This window comes from Desulfuromonas acetexigens (assembly GCF_900111775.1).
GTDB lineage: Bacteria > Desulfobacterota > Desulfuromonadia > Desulfuromonadales > Trichloromonadaceae > Trichloromonas > Trichloromonas acetexigens.
The window spans coordinates 207724-223836 of record NZ_FOJJ01000001.1 but is presented as its reverse complement, the minus strand read 5'-3'; the positions used below and the strand labels follow the sequence as shown (position 1 = coordinate 223836).

General features: G+C 60.6%; 18 protein-coding genes. 13 read left to right on the top strand and 5 right to left on the bottom strand.

Translation table 11 applies throughout. From position 1 onward, the window contains the following. Nucleotides 1–150: 150 nt before the first annotated feature. The 5 genes from purM (at nt 151) to rpmB (ending at nt 3941) form a co-directional block, all read left to right on the top strand. Nucleotides 151–1200, top strand: coding sequence for a phosphoribosylformylglycinamidine cyclo-ligase (purM, locus tag BQ4888_RS01035; RefSeq protein WP_092052529.1), 1050 nt, complete (start codon nt 151–153; stop codon nt 1198–1200). A 20-nt stretch (nt 1201–1220) separates the two neighbouring features. Continuing rightward, nucleotides 1221–1868, top strand: coding sequence for a phosphoribosylglycinamide formyltransferase (purN, locus tag BQ4888_RS01030; RefSeq protein WP_092052527.1), 648 nt, complete (start codon nt 1221–1223; stop codon nt 1866–1868). Next, a complete protein-coding gene (locus BQ4888_RS01025) occupies nt 1865–2383 on the top strand; it encodes a 2-thiouracil desulfurase family protein (RefSeq protein ID WP_205747974.1) in 519 nt (172 codons plus the stop codon). Before purN ends, BQ4888_RS01025 begins: the two co-directional genes overlap by 4 nt. A gap of 33 nt (nt 2384–2416) precedes the next feature. Next, the gene (locus tag BQ4888_RS01020; protein WP_092052524.1) at nt 2417–3661 is read left to right on the top strand and encodes a hypothetical protein; all 1245 of its coding nucleotides are present in this window, start codon (nt 2417–2419) and stop codon (nt 3659–3661) included. Between the two features lie 88 nt (nt 3662–3749). Beyond that, nucleotides 3750–3941 carry a 50S ribosomal protein L28 gene (gene rpmB, locus BQ4888_RS01015; protein WP_092053424.1) on the top strand — a complete coding sequence of 64 codons (192 nt, stop codon included), beginning with the start codon at nt 3750–3752 and terminating at the stop codon, nt 3939–3941. An 84-nt stretch (nt 3942–4025) separates the two neighbouring features. Here the strand turns inward: rpmB and BQ4888_RS01010 are convergent, their stop codons facing one another. The 5 genes from BQ4888_RS01010 to BQ4888_RS00990 form a co-directional block, all read right to left on the bottom strand. Next, the gene (locus BQ4888_RS01010; RefSeq protein WP_092052522.1) at nt 4026–4412 is read right to left on the bottom strand and encodes a RidA family protein; all 387 of its coding nucleotides are present in this window, start codon (nt 4410–4412) and stop codon (nt 4026–4028) included. A 41-nt stretch (nt 4413–4453) separates the two neighbouring features. After that, the gene (locus BQ4888_RS01005; protein WP_092052519.1) at nt 4454–6598 is read right to left on the bottom strand and encodes a RelA/SpoT family protein; all 2145 of its coding nucleotides are present in this window, start codon (nt 6596–6598) and stop codon (nt 4454–4456) included. A 111-nt stretch (nt 6599–6709) separates the two neighbouring features. Next, nucleotides 6710–6919, bottom strand: coding sequence for a DNA-directed RNA polymerase subunit omega (gene rpoZ / locus BQ4888_RS01000; protein ID WP_092052516.1), 210 nt, complete (start codon nt 6917–6919; stop codon nt 6710–6712). 32 nt (nt 6920–6951) lie between these two features. Continuing rightward, the gene (gene gmk, locus BQ4888_RS00995; protein ID WP_092052514.1) at nt 6952–7563 is read right to left on the bottom strand and encodes a guanylate kinase; all 612 of its coding nucleotides are present in this window, start codon (nt 7561–7563) and stop codon (nt 6952–6954) included. A gap of 48 nt (nt 7564–7611) precedes the next feature. Further along, nucleotides 7612–8490: a YicC/YloC family endoribonuclease gene (locus tag BQ4888_RS00990; RefSeq protein WP_092052511.1), complete on the bottom strand. Its 879-nt coding sequence runs from the start codon at nt 8488–8490 to the stop codon at nt 7612–7614. 232 nt (nt 8491–8722) lie between these two features. Between BQ4888_RS00990 and BQ4888_RS00985 the strand changes: the two genes are divergently transcribed. The 8 genes from BQ4888_RS00985 to BQ4888_RS00950 all read left to right on the top strand — a co-directional run bounded on the left by BQ4888_RS00985 (nt 8723) and on the right by BQ4888_RS00950 (nt 16113). Further along, entirely contained in the window at nt 8723–9424 is a 702-nt protein-coding gene (locus tag BQ4888_RS00985; RefSeq protein ID WP_092052508.1) for a Bax inhibitor-1/YccA family protein, read from the top strand. Between the two features lie 191 nt (nt 9425–9615). After that, a complete protein-coding gene (locus BQ4888_RS00980) occupies nt 9616–10659 on the top strand; it encodes a 3-oxoacyl-ACP synthase III (RefSeq protein ID WP_092052506.1) in 1044 nt (347 codons plus the stop codon). Then, nucleotides 10653–11570, top strand: coding sequence for an alpha/beta fold hydrolase (locus BQ4888_RS00975; protein ID WP_092052503.1), 918 nt, complete (start codon nt 10653–10655; stop codon nt 11568–11570). The genes BQ4888_RS00980 and BQ4888_RS00975 overlap by 7 nt, the downstream gene beginning before the upstream one ends. Beyond that, on the top strand, nt 11549–13207 hold the full coding sequence (locus BQ4888_RS00970) for a fatty acid CoA ligase family protein (RefSeq protein ID WP_092052501.1): 1659 nt from the start codon (nt 11549–11551) through the stop codon (nt 13205–13207). Before BQ4888_RS00975 ends, BQ4888_RS00970 begins: the two co-directional genes overlap by 22 nt. Continuing rightward, nucleotides 13204–14199 (top strand): NAD-dependent epimerase/dehydratase family protein, encoded by a 996-nt coding sequence (locus BQ4888_RS00965; protein WP_092052498.1) that lies wholly within the window; start codon nt 13204–13206, stop codon nt 14197–14199. Before BQ4888_RS00970 ends, BQ4888_RS00965 begins: the two co-directional genes overlap by 4 nt. An 8-nt stretch (nt 14200–14207) precedes the next feature. Further along, nucleotides 14208–14885, top strand: coding sequence for a 4'-phosphopantetheinyl transferase family protein (locus BQ4888_RS00960; protein WP_170232758.1), 678 nt, complete (start codon nt 14208–14210; stop codon nt 14883–14885). A gap of 102 nt (nt 14886–14987) precedes the next feature. Then, on the top strand, nt 14988–15395 hold the full coding sequence (locus BQ4888_RS00955) for a bacteriohemerythrin (RefSeq protein ID WP_092052493.1): 408 nt from the start codon (nt 14988–14990) through the stop codon (nt 15393–15395). A gap of 148 nt (nt 15396–15543) precedes the next feature. Further along, the gene (locus BQ4888_RS00950; RefSeq protein WP_092052491.1) at nt 15544–16113 is read left to right on the top strand and encodes a TetR/AcrR family transcriptional regulator; all 570 of its coding nucleotides are present in this window, start codon (nt 15544–15546) and stop codon (nt 16111–16113) included.

The window sequence follows — 16113 nt, the reverse complement described above, 5'->3', positions numbered from 1 at the left end:
CGCAAACAGCTTTATATCATAAGCCGACGAGCTTTTGACTGTAAACAATTATTCTTCCCGCCAAGCCCTGCCTTCGGGACTTTGCGATTGACAAAGTTACGCGGAATGTTTTAAAAAATAGCCACTTTTTACCGATGAGGAGCACACGCATTGAGCACGCAGAAGAGTTCGACCTACAAGGACGCCGGGGTAGATATCGATGCCGGCAACCGTTTTGTACAGATGATCAAACCCCTGGTCAAGGCAACCACCCGGCCGGAGGTTCTGACCGACATCGGCGGCTTTGGCGGACTTTTTTCGCTGAACGCCGACAAATATAAAAAGCCGACCCTGGTCGCCTCCACCGACGGTGTCGGCACCAAGCTCAAACTCGCCTTCATGACCGACAAGCACGACACGGTCGGGATCGACCTGGTCGCCATGTGCGTCAACGACATCATCGTTCAGGGGGCCGAACCCCTCTTCTTTCTCGACTATCTGGCCACGGGAAAACTCTCGCCGGAAAAAGCGACGGAGATCGTCAAGGGCATTTCCGAAGGCTGTGTCCAGGCGGGCTGCGCTCTGATCGGCGGGGAGACTGCCGAAATGCCCGGCATGTACGGCGCCGGCGAATATGATCTGGCCGGGTTCACCGTCGGCGTAGTCGACAATGACCGCATTATCGACGGTTCGACCATCACCGTCGGCGACAAGGTCATCGGCATCGCCTCCACCGGACTCCATTCCAACGGCTTCTCCCTGGCGCGTAAGGTCTTCTTCGAGCGCATGGGCCTGACCGTCGACAGCCTGCTCCCCGAACTGAAGCAGCCCCTGGGGTTGGAACTGCTCACCCCGACCCGCATCTACGTCAAAACCATCCTCAACCTGCTGCGCGATTTCCAGATCAAGGGAATGGCCCACATCACCGGCGGTGGTCTCACCGAAAACCTCCCCCGGGTCCTGCCCCGCCAGTGCCAGGCGGTCATCGAAAAAGCGAGCTGGCCGAAACCGGTGATCTTCGAACTGTTGCGCCAAGGGGGCGAGATCGAGGAAGGGGAAATGTACCGTACCTTCAACTACGGCATCGGCATGGCCCTGGTCGTTCCCGCCAAGGAGGCCGATGACGTCATGGTGCGTCTCTCCGGCCTCAAGGAGCAGGCTTTCCTCATCGGCGAAATCGCTAAGTGCGGCGCCGAGGACGAAGGCGTAGCCCTGATCTGACCTTTTCCCAAGGATTTTCCGTGAGCAAAAAACTGCGTATCGGCGCTCTCGCCTCCGGTGGGGGAACCAATCTCCAGGCAATTATCGACCACTGCCGGGACGGCAAACTCGACGCCGAAATCGTCCTGGTCATCAGCAACAACCCTGACGCCGGTGCCCTGGAACGAGCCAGCCGGGCCGGTATCGCCGTTCGCTGCATCGATCATCGCCAGTTCGCCGGCCGCGAGGCCTTCGATGCCGCGCTGGTTCAGGCCCTGCGGGAAGCCGAAGTCGATCTCGTGATCCTGGCGGGCTTCATGCGCATCATTACCCCGGTCTTCGTCGATGCTTTCCCCCACCGCATCATGAATATCCATCCCGCCCTGCTCCCGGCTTTCCCCGGCCTGCATGTCCAACGCAAGGCCCTGGAATACGGTGTCCGTTTCGCCGGTTGCACGGTTCATTTCGTCGATACCGGCACCGACACCGGCCCGATCATCATCCAGGCGGTGGTGCCGGTGCATGACGACGACAGCGAAGAGACCCTTTCGGCGCGTATTCTCGAACAGGAACACCAGATCTACCCCCGCGCCATCCAGCTCTTCGCCGAAGGGCGTCTGCGCGTGGAAGGCCGCCGCGTTCTGGTCGATCGCTCGGCGCCCCCCACCGGTAGCCTGATCAATCCGTGAGCGGCCCGACAGGCCTTCCCCAACCGTCCCAGGAAGAACCCCTCATTTCGCCGGATAAGCAACCCCCGCTGCGTCCGGTTCTGGTCAGCGCCTGTCTGCTCGGCCTCGCCACCCGCTATGACGGCCACAGCAAGACCAACGCCCAGGTGCTTGATTATCTCCACAGCCGCAACCTGCTGCCGATTCCGGTCTGTCCCGAGCAGTTGGGCGGACTTGCCACCCCCCGTCCCCCGGCCCGATTTCATGCGGGGGACGGCGAAGGACTGTGGCTGGAACAAGGGGAACTGGTCAATCAGGAGGGGGAATCGATGAACGCGGCTTTCATGCGCGGCGCCGAGGAGACCCTGCGCATCGCCCGACTGACTGGCTGTCGCACGGCGATCCTCAAAGAACGCAGCCCTTCCTGCAGCGTCCATCGGATTCATCGCCGAGAGGGCCTGACCGCCGGCTCCGGCGTCGCTGCCGCCTTGCTGCGCCAGGCCGGGCTGACCCTGATCAGCGACGAAGACTTGTAACGCCCGGCCCGTTTAAAAACCTCAGGAATCCTCGTGCCTCAGCATCATTACGACATTATCCTGCTCGGCGAAAGCCTTGCTTCCCGTATCGTCGGGGTGCTGCTGGCCAAGGCCGGACAACGGGTGCTCACCTTCCAGAGCAAACATCCCGCCGATTCCGGCTGGCTCTTCGCCAGCTGCCATCTCGACCGCCTCCTCGATCAGCTCGGACACCGTCAGCCCCTGGGAAAAGCGCCGCGCCTGCAGATCCTCGGCGACCGAGCGCGGGTGGAACTGCATGGCCGTTACAGTCTGGAGGAGGAACTCCGCCGCGAAATCCCCGAGGACGCGGATCTTTTACTTCAGCTCTTCCAACGACTTAAGGCACTGGGCGAACGGCTCGATGCCCAACTGCTGGAGCAAGTCGGCGCGCCCCTCGGTAGCCTGACGGACCGACTCTGGTACCGGGCGGGGCACTGGCTTCTGGGATCGACCCAGCGCAGCCTGGGCACACCCCTCTCCAATTTTTTCGAGCCCTTCGCCGAGGCATCCCGCGCCTGGCTGAATATTCTTTTTTCCGGATTGGCCCTGGCTCCCGTCGAGGAGTTGACCCTGGCCGAAGGCGCCCTGCTCTGGCATGGTCTCTCCCAGCCCCAGGCCCCCGAAGAGGGTCTGCTCGACGACCTTCTCTCTCGGCGATATCTCCAATTTCACGGTCTTTACGAACCCTTAACGAAGATCGCGGCCCTGGGCGACGGGCATCGTCTGCAACTCCACGACGGCCGCGAGTGCTCCGCGGACACCCTGATCATCGGCCAAAGCGAGGCGCTCCTCATGGAAATCACCGCTGCCCTTCCCCCGTTCCAGCATCCGCGCCCCCGGGGTCGCTGGGACAGCGGTGCGTTGCGCCCCGCCCCTTCCAGGGTTTTGGCGCCACGCATCATTCATGGCGAAAATCCCTGTTTGCGTAGTAGCCTTCATGCCCACGATGGAGGAATGCATTGCTACAGCGAATCACCGGCAGAGACCGCCCAGGAGGCCGTCATGGGTCATCTGCAAGACCTCTTCCCCTTTTCATCCCTCGCTCCCAAACGCCTAAACACAGTTGATGATAGCGGGGGAAACAGTCTGCGCCGAAGCTTCGCCGCGTTTCCCGGTACGCTGCAGAACCCCTGGTTGAGTCGGAGCCTTGCTCTTTGTCAGGGGGCCTGCATTCTTCCACGAATGGGGAGTATCGGCGAAATCCTGACCGGATTTGCCGTCGCCGGACGACTCTCCCGGCGCAAAAGAAAAAAATAATCCGCAGGCACTTAGGGAAAAAATGTTTGCAATACCTTGGTTTCCGTGGTAATTACTCACGTTCCAAAATTCCAGGAGGATAATGAAGATGGCGAGAATCTGTGAAATCTGTGGGAAGAAACCGTCGACTGGCAACAATGTCAGCCATGCTCATAACAAAACCCGTAAGGTCTGGTACCCCAACCTGCAGAAGGTTAAGGCCTTGCATCAGGGGACGGTCCGCTCCATCAAGGTCTGCACCCGCTGTATTCGCTCGGGCGCGGTGGTCAAAGCTCTCTAAAAAAAAGGGAACCCCGGCGGGTTCCCTTTTTAGTTTCTTCGTGCCGGACGGGCCTTGATTGAGGCTTGTCCGGTATTTTTTCAGTTATTCTCCGCTATAAGCCACCCACTCTATTTCGATCGCCGCCCCTTTCGGCAAGGCCGCGACCTGGACCGTGGAGCGCGCCGGATAGATGCCGGAAAACCGCGCCCCATAGATTTCATTGACCAAGGCGAAATCCTTGAGGTCGGTGAGAAAGATGGTGGTCTTCAACACCTGGGCGAAATTCAGCCCCGCTGCCGCCAAAGCCCCTTCCATATTGGTCAGTACCTGCTGGGCCTGGGCTTCAATCCCCCCGGCAACCATCTCGCCGGTCGCCGGGTCGAGAGGAATCTGCCCGGAAAAAAAGACGTACTCCCCCGCCCGCACTCCCTGTGAATAGGGACCGATGGCCGCCGGAGCCGCCGTAGTCGATATCTTTTCGATGCTCATGTTCGCTGCCTCCCCTGTTGACGGAAAAGTTGCTGCGCCTGTCAGTGACGCATCCGCTCCACTTTAAAGACCCCCTTGATCCTGAGAATCGCCTGCGTCACCCGATTGAGGTGATCGAGATCCTGCACGTCGATCTCGAAGATATTGACCCCTTGGCCATCGGGGGTGGAGTGAACATTGGCGCTGGTGATGTTGGCCTCACTGTTGGTGATCGCCCCGGTGATGCCGGTGAGCATCCCCTTCTGGTTGACGCAGTGAACCCGAATGCGTACCGGGCGGGTCGCTTTTTTCTTGAGATCCCACTCGATCTCAACCCGCCGCTCGGGATCGAGCTCCTGAACGTGGGGACAATCGAGGGCATGGACGGTGACGCCGCGCCCGCGCGTGATGAAACCGATCACCGGATCCCCCGGCAGCGGGCTGCAGCATTTGGCGAAACGCACCAGAATATCCTCGACGCCGTCGATGCGAATGGCGCTGGAGGCCTTTTTCGGGGAGCGGTCGCCGCTCTTTTCCGGCTTGGGACGTTCAGCCCGCAGTTTTTCCTGGGGGACGACACGACTGATGACCTGCCCGATGGGAACCTTGCCATAACCGACGGAAGCGATGAGATCGTCCACCTGCCGAAAACCGAGCTCCTCGGCGGCATGGAGCAGATCGTCGGAGGCCAGCATGCGTTTGAAACTGGTGTCGTACTTGCGCAGCTCTTTTTCCAGCAAGCTGCGGCCCATCTCGACGCTCTTTTCGCGCAATTCCTGCTGAACCCAGCTGCGGATCTTGTTGCGCGCCTTGGAGGTGCGCACAAAAGCGAGCCAGTCCTTGCTCGGCGTCTGCGTCGGCGAGGTCATGACCTCGACCCTGTCGCCGTTTTTTAGAGTCGTCTTCAGGGGAACGAGCTTGCCGTTGACCTTGGCCCCGACACAGCGGCTGCCGACATCGGTATGGATGCTGTAGGCGAAATCGATGGGGGTCGAGCCCTTGGGTAATTCTTTGACGTCGCCGTTGGGGGTGAAGACGTAGACCTCCTCGGGGAAGAGATCGATCTTGACCGAATCCATGAACTCCCGGGAATCTTTGACTTCCTGCTGCCATTCGAGCAGCTGGCGCAGCCAGCGGAAGCGGTTGTCGTCGCGGTTGGCCAGAGCCCCGGCGCGACCCTCCTTATATTTCCAGTGGGCGGCGATCCCCTCCTCGGCGATCTGGTGCATCTCCTCGGTACGAATTTGCACTTCCATGCGGTCGCCATGGGGGCCAATCACGGTGGTATGCAAGGACTGGTACATATTCGCCTTGGGCATGGCGATGTAGTCCTTGAAACGTCCGGGAATCGGCTTCCATACCGAATGGATGATGCCGAGCACGGCGTAGCACTCGCGGATATTGTCGACGATCACCCGAAAGGCGATGAGATCGTAGATCTGATCGAGATCCCCCCCCTGCCGCACCAGCTTCTTGTGGATGGAATAGAGGTGTTTGGCCCGGCCCGAGACACTCCCTTGAATCCCTTGTTCGACAAGTTTTTCCCGGATCAGCCCCTGTACTTCCTCGATATAGCCCTCCCGCGCCTTCTCCTTTTCACTCACCTGACCGCGCAGATTGGCGTAGGCCTCGGGCTCAAGGAAGGAGAAAGAGAGATCTTCCAGTTCCCCTTTGAGCCAGCTGATACCGAGACGATTGGCGAGGGGGGCGTAGATGTCGAGGGTTTCCTGAGCGATTTTCTGCCGGCGTTCCTCGGGCTGAAAGCCGAGGGTGCGCATATTGTGCAGGCGGTCGGCAAGCTTGATGAGGATGACGCGGATATCCCGGGCCATGGCCAGCAGCATCTTGCGAAAGCTCTCGGCCTGACGCTCTTCCCGGGTGCGGAAGGTCATCTTGCTGAGCTTGGTGACACCGTCGGCGAGGTCAGCCACTTCGTCGCCGAAAATGCCCCGCAGCTCGTCATTGGTGGTGAGGGTGTCCTCAAGGGTGTCGTGCAACAGGCCGGTGACGATGGTCGGCACATCCATCTTGAGTTGGGCGAGGATGTAGGCCACCTCCATCGGGTGGGTCAGGTAGGGCTCTCCGGAAAGGCGGGTCTGTCCCTGATGCACCTTGGCGCTGTAGACGTAAGCCTTGCGCACCGCGTCGAGGTCGGCACCGGGGTTGTAGGCTTGAATTTTATCGAGGATATCGTCCAGTCGAATCATAACAAGGGAATCGGCATGTGGCCCGGGCGGGACGGAGGCCGGTGGAAAGGGGATCGAGCTGGATCGGGAACGCGAGAGGCGAAAGCGGCCTCCCGCGTCGAAAAGGAGAAATTACGGTTTCTTGCGGGATGGAATTTCAAATTCGACCTTGCCGGCGGCGACTTCCCGCAGCGCCAGAACGATCTTTTTGTTGTTCGCTTTGTTCTCGATCAGGGGTTGCCCACCCTTGTACAGCTGTTTAGCGCGCTTGGCGGCGACCATTGCCAGCAGAAAGCGATTGGGAATCTGGCGCAGGCAATCTTCTACGGTAATACGGGCCATTATCGATACTCCTTAAGGAATTGGTTTAGGTCTCACAGCGATTCCGCCAAGCCGAATTCGACCGGCAGGGTGGGAAGAACCCGCGCCGAACGACAGTTCTCGGCGAGGATGATCGCCCTGAATTCATCCCGGGCGCGGGAAAAGTCATCGTTGACAACCAGAAAATCGTACCAGGCCGCTTGCAGGATCTCCCCGCGGGCGTTCTCGATGCGCCGGGCGATGATTTCGGCGCTGTCGGTCCCGCGGCCTTCGAGGCGGCGACGCAACTCGTCGATGCTGGGCGGAAGGATAAAGATGAAGACCCCGTGGCGATAGTTCTGCTTGATCTGCGCTGCCCCCTGGCAATCGATTTCGAGAAGCAGATCATAACCGCCGGATCGGGCTTCTTCAAGGGTGGCGATAGCCGTGCCGTAGCCGTTGCCGTGGACTTCAGCCCATTCGGCAAAGCGCCCGGCGGCCGCCATGCGATCAAAGGCGTCCCGGGCGACAAAATGATAATCCCGACCCTCGACTTCACCTGCCCGTGGCGGGCGCGTCGTGTAGGAAACAGAATGCCGCAAGCGCGGGAAGAAGTCAACGATCTCCTTGCATAACGAGGTCTTGCCCGCCCCCGAAGGGGCCGATACGACAAAAAGATTGCCCACTGACCCCGACGCGTTCCCCCTGGCTTTTTCCGCCACCCTTGCCCCCCTCTATTCGATGTTCTGAACCTGCTCGCGAATTTTCTCCAGTTCGGCCTTCATCGCCACGACCTTCCGAGTCAACTCGGCATCGTTCGATTTAGAGCCCATGGTGTTGACTTCGCGGTTCAGTTCCTGCACCAGAAAATCCATCTGTCGCCCTACCGCCTCATCCTGACTGAAGAGGGCGCGAAACTGCACCAGGTGACTCTTGAACCGGGTCAGTTCTTCGCTGATATCGCAGCGGTCGGCGTAAATCGCCAATTCCTGGCCGAGACGTTGCGGATCGAGGTCGAGATCGTTTTTGAGTTTGGCCAGGCGCGCTTCCAGTTTGGTCAGCCATTCCCCGGGAACCTGGGGGGCACGGGCCTCGACCTCGGCCAGCATCTCTTCCAGCAGACGCAAGCGCTCGGCCATATCCACCAGGGTCGCTTCCCCCTCGGCGCGACGCATTTTCACCACCGCGTCAAGCGCCGTACCGAGAGCTCGCTCCAGACACTGGCGCAAGGCGGTTTCATCCAGATCCCCCTCACGCAGAGTGACGACATCCTTCTGGGAGGCGAGTAAGGCCAGGGAGAGTTCGCCGCCGAGCCCGAAAGTCTCGCGCATTTCCTCGAAAACCTTGACGTAGGCCGCCGCCAGCGGGCGATTCAGAGCCGGCGCGAGGCCCCGTTCGGAAACCGCTTCCTGGCTGATGAAGAGATCGATCTTGCCGCGCTTGAGAACTTCGCCGACGCGCTTTTTGATATCGTTTTCGAAAGCAAAGAGAAAACGCGGACTCTTGACCGTCACATCGCCGTAGCGATGATTCACCGTCTTGATTTCCACGGTCAGACAGAGGCCGTCCACCTCCGCCTGTCCCTTGCCGTAACCGGTCATACTTGCAATCATAAGACTCCGCTTTCTGGTAAGATTCGGCCGCTACCTGAGGATGGACAAAAGACTTTTCATCCCTGCCTTCCGTCGCGGCGTGCCATAGTACACATCCACCACCGGAAATTCAACGACCTTGCATGCGATATCTACCCCCGGTTGCCGAAAAGACTTGCCCACAAAGGCCAGGTTGGCGACAATGAAAAACATTGACCCCAACCAAAACCATATTATCCCGCAAGGAGTCCCTATGCTCGACCGCAACATCCCTTATGAAAGCAGTCCGGCGATCGTCGCCGTCAACGGGTTCTTCCCCCGCGTCTACGGCTGGATGACCGCCGGCCTGGTTCTGACCGCCCTCGCCTCGGCCCTGACCCTGTCGTCGCCGACCCTCCTCCAGGCGATCTTCGGCAACAAAATGCTCTTTTTCGGGCTGATGATCGCTGAACTGGCCCTGGTCATCGCCCTGTCGGCGGCCATCAACCGCATCGGCGCCTCGACCGCAACCTTGATGTTCCTGCTCTATTCGGCGCTGAACGGCGTCACCTTCGCCGCGATTTTCGTCGTTTATACGCAAAGCTCCATCGCCAGCACCTTTCTCATCACCGCCGGCACCTTCGCCGCCATGAGCCTCTACGGGGTGGCCACCAAGCGCGATCTCACCGGACTTGGCAGCTTCATGTTCATGGGTCTGGTCGGCATCATCATCGCCTCGCTGGTCAACATCTTCATGCAGAGCGCGATGATCACCTGGGTGGTGAGCTATGTTGGCGTGCTCGTCTTCGTCGGCCTCACCGCTTACGACACCCAAAAACTGAAGAGGATTGGCCAGCAGGGCTTCGCCGATGGCACCTCGATGCAAAAAGCCGTCATCCTCGGCGCGTTGACCCTGTATCTCGACTTTATCAACCTGTTCCTCATGCTGTTGCGCGTATTGGGAGACCGGCGTTAGCAAATCAGCGCTTTTCTTTCCATCGCTGGTTCCCCTCAGCTCGAACCCTAACCGCCTTTTCCGCTACGGACGAGGCGGTTTTGCTTTTCCCCCATAGGGTTTTATGTTACAAAACGGAGCCGGCGCCCGGCCCGCGCCCACTTCCGATGGCGGAGTCGAGGGTCCGAACCATTTATTCTGGATATTTATTGATGAGATATTCCCGCGTTTATATCGAATCGGTCGGCTACGAACTGGCGCCGATCGTCGTCACCTCAACGGAGCTGGAAACCCGGCTCAAGCCCATGTACGCCGCTCTGCATATCGCGCCGGGACAACTGGAAGCGCTGACCGGCATCCGCGAGCGCCGCTGGTGGAAACCAGGGGCTCGCATCTCCCAGGGGGCCATCGCCGCCGCGAAAAAAGCCCTGCAGGGGCGGGATATTTCGCCGCAGGATATCGGTGCCCTGGTCTACGCCGGTGTTTGCCGTGAGCATTTCGAGCCGGCCACCGCCTGTCAGGTCGCCGCCGCCCTCGGCATCCAGGGAAACACCGCCGTCTACGACCTCTCCAACGCCTGTCTCGGGGTGCTCAACGGGGTGCTCGACATCGCCAACCGCATCGAGCTCGGGCAGATTCGCGCCGGGTTGGTGGTCGCTTGCGAAAGCTCCCGGGAAATCAATGAAATCATGATCAAGCGGATGCTGGACAAGCCCTCCATGCAGCTCTTTACCACCTCGCTGGCGACCCTCACCGGCGGCTCCGGGGCGGTGGCGGTGCTCTTGACCGACGGTTCCTTCACGTCCTCGCGGCGGCCGCGCCTGCTTGGCGGCGTGAATATCGCCGAACCCCAGCATCATGAATTGTGCCGCTGGGGGCTCTCCACTGAATCACCGGAAAATCACGTCCCCTATATGAATACCGACGCCGTGGCGGTCATGAAGTACGGCGTAGAGTTGGGGAAAAAAACCTGGGCGGCCTTCATGGCCGAACTGGAACTGAGCACCGAGCGCATCGACAAGGTCATCTGCCATCAGGTCGGCGAAGCCCATCAGAAACTGATCCTGCAAACCCTGGGGGTCTCCCCCGAGAAGGATTTCACCACCTTCGAGTTTCTCGGCAACATGGGCACCGTCTCCCTGCCAGTCACGGCGGCCATCGCCAAGGAGCGTGATTTCCTCATCCCCGGCGACATCGTCGGCTTTTTAGGTATCGGCAGCGGTCTCAACTGTCTGATGCTGGGGATTCAATGGTGATGCAGGCCTACTATCCCTTTAAAAGTCACTTCTTCGATCTCGACGGTCTCAAATACCACTACCTCGACGAGGGCAAGGGCGACCCGGTCGTCATGCTGCACGGCAACCCGAGCTGGTCCTTCTACTATCGGGAGTTGGTGCGGGAACTGCGCGACGGCTACCGCACCATCGTCCCCGACCACATCGGCTGCGGCCTGTCGGACAAGCCGGCCGATTCCTACTATTCCTTCACCCTCAAGCAGCGGGTGGACGATCTCGAACGGCTCCTCGACCACCTCGGCATTCACGAGCGCATCACCTTGGTGCTGCACGACTGGGGGGGGATGATCGGCATGGCCTACGCCTCCCGCCATCCCGAACGCATCGCCCGGCTGGTGATTCTCAATACCGCCGCCTTTCACCTGCCGAAAGGGAAGAAATTCCCCTTGGCGCTAAAAATCTGCCGGGATACCCAGTTCGGCGCCTTTCTCGTGCAGACCTTCAACGCCTTCGCCCGGGCCGCCGCCCGGGTCGGCTGCAAGCGCAAACCGATGAACGCCGAGCTGCGTCGCGCCTATTGCAGCCCCTACGACAACTGGCACAACCGCCTGGCAACCCTGCGCTTCGTCCAGGATATCCCCCTTACGCCCGGCGACCCCAGCTACGCTCTGGTCAGCGAAGTCGATGCCGGCCTGCACCGCTTCGCCGATTTACCGACGGCGATCTTCTGGGGGGAGAAGGATTTCGTCTTCGATCGGGTCTTCCGCGACGAATGGACGCGGCGCTTCCCCAAGGCCGAGCTCCATTCCTACCCCGACGTCGGCCATTATGTACTGGAAGATGCCGGCGAGGAGATCATCCCACTGATTCGCCGGTTTCTTACGAATCACCCCTTACCGACCGTTCCCAAATGGAAACAAAAACAACGCTGACCAACATTGCCGCCTATCTGCCGGAGATGGCCCGTCGCCACCCCTTGGCTCCGGCGGTTTACTTTCCCCAAGGCAAGGACCGGCGCGCCCGGGTCGCCTATACCCACTACACCTTCGCTCAACTCGACCGCGAGAGCAACCGTATCGCCTGCGGTCTGGAAGCCGTCGGTATCCGTCGGGGGACGCGAACGGTGCTGATGGTGCCGCCGAGCCTCGACTTCTTCGCCCTGACCTTCGCCCTCTTCAAGGTCGGCGCGGTGCCGGTGCTGGTCGATCCCGGCATGGGGGTAAAAAATCTCAAAGCCTGTCTCGCCGAGGCCGAACCGGAAGCCTTCATCGGCATCGCCAAAGCCCACGTCGCCCGACAACTTTTCGGCTGGAGCAAGGAGAGCTTACGGATTCTGCTCACCGTCGGCCGCCGCCTCGGCTGGGGAGGAAAATCCCTGGCCGATTTTGACGCCTATCCGACCGATTACGCCATGGCTGCCACCGCCCCCGAGGAAACGGCCGCCATCCTCTTCACCAGCGGCAGCACCGGCGTTCCCAAGGGAGCGATTTACAGCCACGGCAATTTTCTCGCCCAGGTCGAGATGCTGCGCAGCCTTTACGGTATCGAACCGGGTGAAATCGACCTGCCCACCTTCCCCCTTTTCGCCCTTTTTGCTCCCGCCCTGGGGATGACTTCGGTGATCCCCGACATGGATTTTACCCGCCCCGGCTCCGTCGATCCCCGCAAGATCGTCGCCGCCATCGAGAGTTTCGGCGTCACCGGCATGTTCGGCTCGCCCGCGCTCATCAACCGCGTCGGCCGTTACGGCCAGGCCCAGGGTACCCGCCTGCCGAGCCTGCGCCGGGTGATTTCTGCCGGTGCCCCGGTGCCGGCGCAGGTGCTGGAACGCTTCGCGGGCATGCTCGACGATACCGCCCGCATTCATACCCCCTACGGCGCCACCGAAGCCCTGCCGGTCTGTTCCATCGACCACCGGGAAATTCTCGACCGGACCCGGGCGCTCACCGACCAGGGGCGCGGCGTCTGCGTCGGCCGACCGGTTCCGGGGATCGCGGTGGAAGTCATCGCCATCGACGACGGCCCCATCGCCGGCTGGGACGAGTCCCTCAAAGTCGCAGACGGCGTCATTGGCGAAATCGTCGTCAAGGGGCCACAGGTCACCACCGCTTACGTCAACCGCCCCGAATCGACGGATCTGGCCAAGATCGCCGATCCGGAGGGCGGTTTCTATCACCGCATGGGCGATCTCGGCTATCGCGATGCAGAGGGACGCCTCTGGTTCTGCGGCCGCAAAGCGCACCGGGTGGTCACCCAGGATGCGACCCTCTTTACCATCCCCTGCGAGGCGATCTTCAACACCCATCCCCAGGTCTTCCGCTCGGCGCTGGTCGGCATCGGCGAACAGGGGCAGCAACGGCCGGTGATCTGTATCGAGTTGGAAAAGGGCGTGACGAAGAGCGAACACCCGCGCCTGCGCCGGGAGCTGCTGGAACTTGGCGCCCGTCACGAGCTCACCGCCGGCATTCGCGATTTGCTCTTTCATCCCGCTTTCCCGGTCGACATTCGCCATAACGCCAAGATTTTCCGGGAAAAACTAGCGGTCTGGGCGCAGGAGCAACGAAAATGAAAGCGCTCGTCACCGGTGGCGGTGGTTTTCTCGGCCTGGCCATCGTTCGCCTGCTCCGGCAACGGGGGGACGAGGTGCGCTCCCTGGCCCGTAACCTCTACCCTGAACTGGATGCCCTCGGCGTCGAACAGCTGCGAGGGGATCTGGCCGATGCCAGGACGGTAGCGGAGGCGGCGGCGGGCTGCGATCTGGTCTTTCATGTCGCCGCCAAAGCCGGGGTCTGGGGGGATTATCAGGATTATCATCAGGCCAACGTCGTCGGCACCGTCAACGTCATCGCCGCCTGCCGTGCTCACGGCATCGACCGGCTGGTTTACACCAGCTCGCCGAGCGTCGTCTTCGACGGCAAGGACATGGAGGGGGTCGACGAGTCCGTCCCCTATCCCGCCCACTTCGAAGCCCACTATCCCCGGACCAAGGCCGAAGCCGAGAAGCTGGTGCTCGCCGCCAACGGCCCGAATCTGGCGACGACGGCGCTGCGCCCCCATCTCATCTGGGGCCCCGGCGACAACCATCTGGTGCCGCGCATCCTCGATCGGGGACGGCGGGGACGGCTGCGGCGCATCGGCAAGCGCCCCTGCCTGGTCGATACCCTCTACATCGACAACGCTGCAACGGCCCACCTTCAGGCCGCCGATGCCCTGGCCGTCGGCTCAATCGTGGCGGGCAAGGCCTATTTTCTCGCCCAGGGGGAGCCGAAGCCGGTCTGGGAGGTGGTCGACCGCATCCTCGCCGCCGGCGGCCTCCCCCCGGTGACCCGCGTCATATCTCCGCAACTCGCCTATGCCGCCGGCTGGCTGCTGGAAAAGACCTACACCCTGCTGCGCCTCTCCGGCGAGCCGCCCATGACCCGCTTCGTCGCCCGGGAACTTTCCACCGCCCACTGGTTCGACCTGTGCACCGCCCACCGCGATTTCGGCTATCAACCCCGGATCAACTTCGACGAAGGGATGGAACGTCTGGCGGCCTGGCTCAAGGAGAAACCCCGCTGATCCCCCCGGTGAATTGGCGGACCCCTCCCGCCAGACCGCGCCTGGACGATGGCGAACTGCACCTCTGGCGCTTCCGCCTCGACCTGCCCCTGGAGGCGATCAGCGACCTGCGCCCCCTCCTTTCTCCCGATGAATCGGCCCGCGCCGAACGCTTGCGCATCCCCTCGAAAAAACTCGACTTCATCGCCGCTCGCGGACGCCTGCGGCAAATTCTCGCCCGTTATCTCGACACATCCCCCGCCGCCCTGCGCTTCGCATACGGTCCCGCCGGAAAACCGGCCATCGCTTTTCCCGAGTCCCCCCTTGCCTTCAACCTCGCCCATGCCGGTTGCTGGGGCCTGTTGGGGATCTGCGCCCGAGGCGGGATCGGTGTCGACGTGGAATGGCTGAAACGCCCCGTCGATATCGGTCAAATCGCCGGATGGGCGTTCGGGGAAGATATCAGGGCGGAACTCGACGCCTTGCCCGCGGAAATAAAAACGCGCCGGTTTTTTCATCTCTGGACGACGAGGGAAGCACGTCTGAAAGCTTTGGGAACGGGTTTCACTGAACCCGAAAATGCGGAAAACTTCGAACTGGCGACGGGGAACTTTCTCCTTGAAGACGATTATCCCGGAGCCTGGGCGACTCCCTCCCCCCCCTCGCAGATTTCATACTGGCACAATCCCTCGACGGATTCGGAATAGATCCTGCATTAATTACCGATATGGTCATTTATTGAAAGGGGCGGATTCTCGCCCCTTCCGTTCACACTAACCATCCATCGGTAATGAAAGGAGAATTTCGAGATGGCTTTTTTCAAGTGGGAGGACCGCTTCAGCGTCGGCATCCGTGAAATTGACACCCAGCACCAGAAGCTGGTGGCGATGCTCAACGAGCTTTATGACGCCATGCAGGCCGGCAAGGGCAACGACGCTCTTGGCAAGATCCTGGACGAGATGATCAAATATACCGCCGGCCATTTCGCCACCGAGGAGCGGTACATGAAAACCTACAACTATCCCGAGTTGGCGGCACACAAACAGGAGCACGACAGTCTCACCAAGCAGGTGCTCGATCTACAGCGGCAGTTCAAGAGCGGTCAAGCCTCCATGTCGGTCAAGGTCGGCAACTTCCTGAAGAGCTGGTTGATCAACCATATTTCCGGCACGGATATGAAATACTCCCCCTTCCTGCGCGCCCAGGGGATGAAATAAAGAGGGATATCGTTCATCATCGACCCAGCCCGAAAGCGGGGGGATCGTCAGCTGACGGTCCCTCCGCTTTTTTCATTCTCCATAAAAATTATTTGACAGATTCTTTCTTCGGGACTATTTTGACTGAGTAGTCAGTCAGGAGAATCCCATGCCCTCATGCAAATCCGAAGACAAACGCTGCGCTCTGCTCCAAGCCGCCCTCCGGCTCTTCGCCGCCCAGGGCTTCGACGGCACCGCCACGGCCCAGATCGCCAAGCAGGCCGGTGTCGCCAGTGGCACCCTCTTTTTTCACTTCAAAAGCAAGGAGGAGTTGATTCATGAACTTTTCCGGGAAGTGCGCGGCAAAATCGAAGAGGAACTGCGGGAAGCCGACGGCGCCTCCGTTTCCCTACGCGAGCGCCTGCTGCGCTCCCTGGAAAAACTTCTCCTTTTCCTGCTGAACAATCCCCATGAATTCAAATTCATCGAGCAATACTATTTCTCCCCCTTCAGCGAGCGGGAAGTGTTACGCATCGAAGAACACAATATCATTCATCACCTGCTCATCCAGGCCCGTGACCAGCAAATTGTCAAGGATGCCCCCTTGTTGGTCCTGGAAACCCTCGTTTTCGGACCCATCACCGCCCTCGCCAAGGAGCACGCCAACCGGGGCGTGGATATCGACGAAGAAATTTGCCGGTTGACCATCCAAGCCTGTTGGGACGGGATCAAACGTTGA